Origin of the sequence: Vulcanococcus sp. (genome assembly GCF_044369115.1) — a bacterium.
In the GTDB taxonomy this organism is placed as follows: Bacteria; Cyanobacteriota; Cyanobacteriia; order PCC-6307; family Cyanobiaceae; genus Vulcanococcus.
The window spans coordinates 1-7,791 of the sequence record NZ_JBIPMN010000129.1; the positions used below are offsets into that span (position 1 = coordinate 1).

11 protein-coding genes are annotated in these 7,791 nt (G+C 60.0%); 7 read left to right on the forward strand and 4 right to left on the reverse strand.

The window, feature by feature from the left end:
• Positions 1-468: 468 nt before the first annotated feature.
• Together ACIQ2E_RS10445 and ACIQ2E_RS10450 are read right to left on the reverse strand one after the other, a co-directional pair.
• Positions 469-774: a DUF2252 family protein gene (locus ACIQ2E_RS10445; RefSeq protein WP_398329950.1), complete on the reverse strand. Its 306-nt coding sequence runs from the start codon at positions 772-774 to the stop codon at positions 469-471.
• Positions 775-846: 72 nt separating this feature from the next.
• Positions 847-1,845 (reverse strand): NAD(P)-dependent alcohol dehydrogenase, encoded by a 999-nt coding sequence (locus ACIQ2E_RS10450; RefSeq protein ID WP_398329953.1) that lies wholly within the window; start codon positions 1,843-1,845, stop codon positions 847-849.
• 450 nt (positions 1,846-2,295) lie between these two features.
• On the opposite strand from ACIQ2E_RS10450, the gene ACIQ2E_RS10455 reads away from it, so the two are divergent.
• Positions 2,296-2,529, forward strand: coding sequence for a DUF2811 domain-containing protein (locus tag ACIQ2E_RS10455; protein WP_398329956.1), 234 nt, complete (start codon positions 2,296-2,298; stop codon positions 2,527-2,529).
• A 126-nt stretch (positions 2,530-2,655) separates the two neighbouring features.
• On the opposite strand, the gene ACIQ2E_RS10460 is transcribed toward ACIQ2E_RS10455, so the two are convergent.
• Positions 2,656-2,874: a hypothetical protein gene (locus tag ACIQ2E_RS10460; protein WP_398329959.1), complete on the reverse strand. Its 219-nt coding sequence runs from the start codon at positions 2,872-2,874 to the stop codon at positions 2,656-2,658.
• A gap of 56 nt (positions 2,875-2,930) precedes the next feature.
• On the opposite strand from ACIQ2E_RS10460, the gene ACIQ2E_RS10465 reads away from it, so the two are divergent.
• From ACIQ2E_RS10465 to ACIQ2E_RS10475, 3 genes are read left to right on the forward strand one after another with little or no spacing between them, the layout of a single operon-like run.
• Positions 2,931-3,884, forward strand: coding sequence for an orange carotenoid-binding protein (locus ACIQ2E_RS10465; RefSeq protein WP_398329962.1), 954 nt, complete (start codon positions 2,931-2,933; stop codon positions 3,882-3,884).
• The gene (locus tag ACIQ2E_RS10470; protein WP_398329965.1) at positions 3,881-4,627 is read left to right on the forward strand and encodes a fatty acid desaturase; all 747 of its coding nucleotides are present in this window, start codon (positions 3,881-3,883) and stop codon (positions 4,625-4,627) included. Before ACIQ2E_RS10465 ends, ACIQ2E_RS10470 begins: the two co-directional genes overlap by 4 nt.
• Before the next feature lie 25 nt (positions 4,628-4,652).
• A complete protein-coding gene (locus ACIQ2E_RS10475; RefSeq protein WP_398329968.1) occupies positions 4,653-4,982 on the forward strand; it encodes a hypothetical protein in 330 nt (109 codons plus the stop codon).
• Between the two features lie 70 nt (positions 4,983-5,052).
• Here the strand turns inward: ACIQ2E_RS10475 and ACIQ2E_RS10480 are convergent, their stop codons facing one another.
• Positions 5,053-5,337, reverse strand: coding sequence for an RNA recognition motif domain-containing protein (locus ACIQ2E_RS10480; protein ID WP_398329971.1), 285 nt, complete (start codon positions 5,335-5,337; stop codon positions 5,053-5,055).
• Positions 5,338-5,643: 306 nt separating this feature from the next.
• Between ACIQ2E_RS10480 and ACIQ2E_RS10485 the strand changes: the two genes are divergently transcribed.
• The 3 genes from ACIQ2E_RS10485 (at position 5,644) to ACIQ2E_RS10495 (ending at position 7,629) form a co-directional block, all read left to right on the forward strand.
• Positions 5,644-5,904, forward strand: a complete 261-nt coding sequence (locus tag ACIQ2E_RS10485; protein WP_398329974.1) for a DUF3136 domain-containing protein — start codon at positions 5,644-5,646, stop codon at positions 5,902-5,904.
• Positions 5,905-6,087: 183 nt separating this feature from the next.
• The gene (locus ACIQ2E_RS10490; RefSeq protein WP_398329977.1) at positions 6,088-7,392 is read left to right on the forward strand and encodes a DUF2252 domain-containing protein; all 1,305 of its coding nucleotides are present in this window, start codon (positions 6,088-6,090) and stop codon (positions 7,390-7,392) included.
• A 78-nt stretch (positions 7,393-7,470) separates the two neighbouring features.
• Positions 7,471-7,629 carry a chlorophyll a/b-binding protein gene (locus ACIQ2E_RS10495; RefSeq protein WP_398329980.1) on the forward strand — a complete coding sequence of 53 codons (159 nt, stop codon included), beginning with the start codon at positions 7,471-7,473 and terminating at the stop codon, positions 7,627-7,629.
• The last annotated feature ends 162 nt before the right edge of the window (positions 7,630-7,791 follow it).

Genomic DNA, 7,791 nt, shown 5'->3' on the forward strand with positions numbered 1-7,791 from the left:
CGATCGTGGCGGTGCGTGCCAGCAATGAAGCCCAGGCGTGCTCACTGCGCAGCCAGGCGCTGACCATCTTGAACAACAACATCCAGGCCTTCGAAGCGGTGTTCCCCGCCAACGACTGGAGCGATCTGCAGACGTCACTGCAGGGCAGTGTGGCCCGTTGCACAGCCAAGGGCTTGTGAGGCCCAGGCACCGGCACCACTCTTTCGGGGTTTTTCCACAGGTTTTCCCCATGGGTCCGGCGCCGGACTCATGCTGTCAACGGCGTCTGCGTTTGGATACCGGAACACGAGCTGCTCCGGAATCGGTGGCACCGGTTGTGCTGATCCACCTAGTCGGAGGTGGCATCAAACCCACTGCGAGGCAGCCTGTCGCAGATCGATCCGCTTGAGACCGAATGGCTGGCCTGCAGTCTGCTGCTTGGATTGCAGCTGCTGTGAAACTCTGTTGTGGAGGAGAGCCTGAGCGGCTTTAGATCAGCTGCCGGAATAGCTGGTTGGGGAAAACCAGGCGCTGGTGGATCTGGGCTGCTTGGCGCTCCGGCAAGGCATAACGGCCGACGTTCAACCGGTGAGCATCACCGCAGAGCTGCACCACCAATCCGGAATGGACCTGGCGAGAGAGGTTCAAAGCCATCACCGCAGCGGCGACGCGGAAGAAGGCGCACGGGCTCGACCCCATGCGGCTGTCGCGGATGGGAACCAGCCAAGGCAGCCTGCCCGCCACCTGATCCAGCAACAACGCGAGGGAATTAGGCCGTGGGCTGGTGGACACCACGTTTCAGAGCGCGCTTGAGCTCACCAAGGAGACGCAACGTTGCCTGGACAACCCCTTGCGTGGTTGTGCGCCTCACATGTGATCCAACACAAACCGGTAGCGCACGTCGCCTTGCCGCAGCCTGGCGATCGCCTCGTTGACGCGATCCATGGGCAGATGTTCCACCTCAGGGCGGATGTTGTGGCGCACGCAGAAGTCCACCATTTTCAACAGGCTGGCGGGCGATGAGGTGGGGCTACCGGTGATCGAACGCCGGCCCATGATCAAATCAAAGGCGCCCACCTGGATGGGATCGAGCACAGCGCCCAATTGATGCAGGCGGCCGCGCGGCGCCAATGACGCCATCACATCGCTCCACTGGAGCGCATGGTTCACCGTGTTGATCACCAGATCAAACCGGCCCGCCAGCTTGGCTAGCTGATCGAGCGCTTCCACATGGTGCGCTCCGAAACGACGGGCTTCCTCCCCTTTCGAGAGGTTGGTGGTGAGGGCTGTGACCTCACAACCCCAGGCCCTGGCGAATTGAAGGGCCATGTGGCCCAGCCCACCGATGCCGATCACCGCCACATGGGCTGTGGGTGAAACGGCCTCATCCAGCAGCGGTGCAAAAACCGTGATGCCCCCGCAAAACAAGGGGCCCGCATCGGCTGGATCCATCGCAGCGGGCAGGGGAATGGCCCAGTCTTGACGCGCGGTCACATGAGTGGAGAAGCCCCCCTGGCGGCCCACGATCGTGGCCTCGAGCGAGCCGCAGAGGTTGCCGGTGCCCCCCAGGCACTGCGGGCAATGGCTGCAGCTGCCGCTGATCCAGCCGAGGCCCCGAAGCTGCCCGATCAGCTCAGAGCTCACGCCCGCACCAACCGCAACCACGCGACCTACTACTTCATGGCCAGGAACCAGTGGGTACTGGGTCATGCCCCAGTGGTTGTCGAGCATGGAGAGATCGCTGTAGCAGAGGCCGCAGTGCAGCACTTCCAGCACAAGCTCGTCGGCCGCGGGTTCGAGCATGGGCCGTGTGGCTTGCTCGAGGCGACCGCCAGGCTCAAGGGCATGCCAGACGGTGATGGACACGACGGGATGGTGAAGTGCCCTCCTTTTAATCACAACTCCCACCGCAGCGCAGCATTGCGTGGCAACGAGGTGGGATCGGTCAAGTGGCGATCAGTACCGAATCCACCTCAGATCGCGATTGCTTGCTGAGCAGCTGCGATCGATCAGCAGCGCTGAAGAGCGAACCTACCCACAATCGCGCTGGACTTTTCCACAGGTTTTCCCCATGGGTCCCAGCACAGACTCAAGTGAGCGTCAGGCGCTCCACGGATCCGTCCGGAAAACCCCTCTCCCCTTGACAGCCGTCTGAGCTGGCACCAGCAGCCGGGAGATGCGTGTGGCACATGCCGGAAAGCCCATGCAGTGCAGCGCATCTCGGTTTGGGACGCCGATCAGATGACGCAATGGAGCTGCTTTGACGGCAAGCCGCTCCTCGTGCGCTGATGGGTGGGTCAGAGCGAGCGAGGTGCGATGCAAGCGATTCCAGACCACATGCCGGAACACGTGAGTGTGGAAAACCAGTTCCCGGCGGATCTGTTCGAATCGATGGTTGGGTTTATTGAGCAGCATCCCCAGTGGGACCAATACCGATTGATGCAATCCGCCCTGGCGGGCTTCCTCTTCCAGCAGGGATGCCAGGACAAGCCGGTGGTGCGCCACTACCTCGACGGACTGTTCCGCAAGCCTGAACCGGCGCAACGCTGACGATCCGATGGCCCCTGGCCACTTGGCTAATGCATCAGTCAGCCACTTCAAGATCAACGCAACGGTCCATTGCCATTTTTTAAGCTGAGAGATTGAGATATGGAGCGCTTTGTTCCCTGCGCTTTCTCATGGGTCGACCCGGGGAAAGGTCTCGAATTCAGTGAAGCGCCACTTGATGGGCGCCTGTTGAAAGCGGCATGGGTGGATCAGGTCAAGGCTTCCGATCGTTGAATCAATGCCGTGAAAGCCACTGCGCAGGCTTGCTGGCAAGCGCGATTGAATAATTCGTTCGATCCCGTAGCACAGCAGAGGCAAATGTGCCGCGGAAACCTTGGTCGAGCCCACGCGCGTGGACGAGGGGTTAGAGTCTGAAATAATCCTTTACATCTGGATCGTCCTGCATGTTCACGCTTGAAAGGGCTACCCAGATCTTTCCGGACACGCGCACGGCAGACGTGGTGCCGGCAATCACGGCACGCTTTCAATTGCTGAGTGCCGAGGACCAGCTCGCCTTGATCTGGTACGCCTATCTCGAGATGGGCAACACGATCACGGTGGCGGCTCCGGCCGCCGCACGCATGCAATTTGCTGAGCGCACCCTCAACGAGATCAAGGCGATGTCGTTTGAGCAGCAAAGCCAGGTGATGTGTGATCTAGCCAACAGCGCTGACACCCCGATCAGCCGCGTTTACGCCACCTGGTCGGTGAATATCAAGCTGGGTTTCTGGTACCAACTGGGAGAGTGGATGGCGGCCGGCAGCGTGGCGCCGATCCCCGAGGGCTATCAACTGTCCGCCAACGCTTCAGCTGTGCTGTCGTCGTTGAAGGCTGTAGAGCAGGGTCAACAGATCACGCTGCTGCGCAATTTCGTGGTGGACATGGGCTTTGATCCCGCTAAGGGAGAAGGCCAACGGGTGATGGAACCTGTGGCGCCTCCAACTCCCGAGGAGCAGCGCAAGAAGGTTTTCATCGAGGGCGTGATCAACCCCACGGTAAACAACTACATGGATCTGCTCAATGCCAACGACTTTGACAACCTGATCCAGCTGTTCCTGCCAGACGGCGCCCTTCAGCCGCCGTTCCAAAAGCCGATCGTGGGCAGCGAAGCTATCCTGCGCTTCTTCCGCGAGGATTGCCAGAACCTGAAGCTGTTGCCGGAGCGTGGTTACGCCGAGCCCACCAACGATGGCTTCACCCAGATCAAGGTGACCGGCAAGGTGCAGACCCCCTGGTTTGGTGCGGGCATTGGGATGAATGTGGCCTGGCGCTTCCTGCTCAACCCCGAAGGCAAGATTTACTTCGTGGCAATCGACCTACTCGCCTCGCCGGCTGAGCTGCTCAAGTTTGCCCGTTGAGCCTGCTGCTCAATGGTGTGTTGATTCTGGGCTGGGGATGTTCACTGGCCCTAGCCCTCGGCACCACGATCACCCACGATTCGCTGTGTCTTGTGCTGGTGATTGTTCTGCTGCGCACCCAGATGCAGACCGGCCTATTCATCGTGGCCCACGATGCCATGCACGGCTTGGTTTGCCCTGAGCGCATTAAAACCAATCACGCGATTGGTGCCCTGGCCTTGATGGCGTATGCGGGTGTTTCCTATGCCCGGTGCCAGCGGCAGCATCAGCGTCACCACCAACACCCAGGCACCGCTCTCGATCCAGACTTTCCCGCTGACCAGCGCCGTAGCCTGTTGCGGTGGTACGTGGAATTCCTGCTGGGCTATCTCAGTGCAAGCCAAATGCTGCGCCTGCTTGGTTGCTGGGGGTTTCTGGTGTGCCTAACCGCCACGGCAACATCGTTGAGCTGGAGAGGTGCAGCGCTGCGCGTTTTGCTGGTTGGCACCATCCCACTGGTGCTGAGCTCATTGCAACTGTTTGTTGTGGGCACCTACCTGCCGCACCGCGGCCAGTGCGTACCGGAGCAGAACGCCCATCCGATCAGCCTGAACCTGCCACCCTGGCTCTCGCTTCTGGCTTGTTTTCATTTCGGCTACCACCGAGAACATCACGAGAACCCAGGGCTCAACTGGTTTCAGTTGCCATCTGCCCGGGCCATGAACCTGAACCTCGTGCTCGCGATGCAGCAACAGTTCCGGTAGTGTCGGAGACAACGGTGTCACACCCATGAGTGAAGCAGTTGTGGACACTTGGAGTGAGAGCGAACAGGCGATTGCCCGCTCCGCCGTTCAAACGGCATTCGAGCGCGCAGTGGCACAACTAACTGCCACAGTGCAAGCCCAGGCCGCCAGCCTGAGCACCGTGGAGTCCGTCTGGGCCCTTCACGACTTTTTGAGCATCGAGCGCCACACGATGGAAGGGCGCTTCGACTTCCGCCTGGAAGGGATCCTGTTCGTGTTTGCCAGCCTGGTGAAAGAGAACCTGTTGCAGTTGCAGGAACTCGATGGCCTCGATGGCGAGAAATTGGCCAAGGTTGCCGCGATGTCTCGCTTCTGATCAACAGCAGATCGAACACAAAAAAGCCGCCCATCAAGGGCGACTTGCTCGAGATCGGATGATCAACAAATCACCAGCGGTTTCCGCCGCCGCCACCACCGCCTGAACCGCCGGTGCGAGGTTCTGCCATGTTGACCCGGATCATCCGACCCATCCACTCCACGTTCTGAAGGTCGTCGATGGCTTTCTGCTCGTCGGCAGTGTTGGCCATCTCAACGAAAGCGAACCCACGTTTGCGGCCGGTGTCGCGATCGAGCGGCAGGCTGCACTTGCGCACAGAGCCGTACTCGGCAAAAAGGCTCTGAAGGTCCTCCACTTCGGCATCGAAGGAGAGGTTGCCTACATAAATTGTCATGAAACGCACTAAAAGTATGAACCCGATTCGTTGAAGGCCCTGAAGAAAGTTGCTGGCCGGGTGGAGAAATCTTGGGAACCCGCCGCCTGGAGTCGAAACCTACTGGAGAGTGATCGTTGAATCTTGATCACCTTACTGCACGACTGCCTGATCGAGCCATGGGGAAACCCCCAGGGTGAATGTTCAAAACCCCTGGGAGCTGCATGTCCCCAGAGCGTGTCCTCATCACGGCACGCTCGACCCCGTCATAGCCACGGGGGTGGACCACGGCGACGTAGGTTTGAGCAAACACCCCTGGGGGCATGGATGGCCGATCGCAATGGCTCGGCCCGAGGGGATGAACCATCGCTCACCCTTGGGCAGCTCGAAGGCAGTTACCCGGCCTACTGCAAAGCGCTGAGAATTTTGATCCGAGAAGGGAAAACACTCCCCCAGATTCAGCGCACGCTCTGTTGGCACCGACTGGTGATGCTTCACGAGCGCATGCCGCGCCAATACAGGGATCCATTGCTCCATTACGGCATGACCAAGCGGGCTCTGGCAGCGGATGCGGCTGGCAAGGGCTAGAGGCTGGGATCGACCTTCCGTTGTTTTGTCCAGGCCGTTCACGGGTGGGGGGGGGTATGGACGTCTCTGTTTCGAACTGTCCACGTGAGTGCTCTCAGCCTTGGCACGTCACACTCAATGACAATCGCTTGTAGGCCTTCGACGTGATCTTCACGCTGATAGTTGGGCTGGAGGAGCGTCTCAATGCAAACGCCGGTGCTGGTGGATCGCCCGGATCCGATCAATCTGGTGCTTGCACAGGAGGAAGACCGGCTTGATTGGCTCTTGCCCGTGCGCCATAGCCGGATGGCGGTGAGTCCGTTCACCTTTTATCGGGGTACAGCGGTTGTGATGGCGGCGGACCTGGCCCGCCAACCACACTCCGGGGTGATGGTCCAGCTCTGTGGGGATGCACACCTGTTGAACTTCGGCTTCTACGCCTCACCGGAGCGTCAGCTTCTGTTTGATCTGAACGATTTCGACGAAACCCATCCCGGCCCGTTTGAGTGGGATGTGCAGCGGCTCGCGGCCAGCATGATTCTTGCGGCTCGTGATCTCAATCTCAGCGTGAAGCAGCAAGAGAAGGTGTGTCGCCGCACAGTACGCGCCTATGCCAAGGCCATGGCGCAATTTGCGGCTAAACCGGTGTTGGAGATGTGGGTGATGCAGCTGGATCTTGATCGGTTGATTGAGGAAGCCGAGAGCAAATCTCTGCAATGCCTGCTTCAGTCATTGGCGGCCCGAGCTCAGCAGCGGAACAGTCGCCAGGCCGTGAGCAAGCTCTGTGAAAAGGATCGTTCAGGAGAGCTGCGCATCCGCCACGATCCGCCCCTGATCTTCAGCTTCTCTGAGTTTCAGGGAAAATGGCTCGACTACAACAAGTCGCGGGACGAGTGGCATCAGGACATGTATGAGCTCTACCTGGCCAATATTCGCCCCGAATTACAAGCGTTGCTGTCCAATTTCCGCCATGTTGACACGGCATTTAAGGCGGTTGGCGTTGGCTCGGTGGGCACGCACTGTGCGATTGGCCTATGGGTGGATCAACGCGGTGAAGAGGTGTTGGTGTTGCAGAGCAAGCAGGCGAAAGCTTCGGTGTTGGCGCCCTATGTTTGCCTGTCTACCCCTGAGCATCAGGGGCAGCGGGTGGTGCAGGGGCAGCGGTTGATGCAGACCGCCAGTGACCCCTTCCTCGGATGGACCAGCACACCCGCAGGCAATCACTACTACTGGCGTCAGTTTCGCGACTGGAAACTCTCCGTGGATGTGTCGCTCCTCGATGCCGAGGGACTCACGGATTACGGCCGGCTCTGCAGCTGGACCCTGGCCAAGGCCCACGCGCGCAGCGGCGACCGCGGGGCGATCTGTGCTGCGATCGGATCGTCTAAAGCCTTTGCTGCCGCCATGCTCGAACAAGCCGTTGGGCACGCGGATCAAGCCCAGCTCGATTATCAGGCGCTCCTCACTCGGATCGCTAGTGGGGAAATCGCGACTAGCCACGTGTATTGACGTTGTGGGCTTCTGCAGGGTTGACGAACCGTTGACCACAACACAGGCATTAAGCTTCATAACGAATGCTTGACCGCCATGGCTAGATCCGACTTCGAGATTCCGTACCAGCGCACCGGCTTTGTGCCCTTCGCTGAAACCCTCAATGGCCGTGTGGCCATGCTGGGGTTCTTGATCGCCATTGCCACCGAGGCGCTGAGCGGCAAGGGCATCCTCGGACAGCTGGGGCTGGGCTGATGCATTTGATGCTTCCTGCTGTGCTGATCACGGCCTGGTTGGTCACAGCACTGGTCGGCAGAACCGCCGCTTGAGCGGGGGCTCTCCATCTCGGGTCGCAGAGCCCCACTCGGGGAGCCTGCCCATCAGAGCTGACCCATGTTCTCCGGCCAGAGCTCCCTG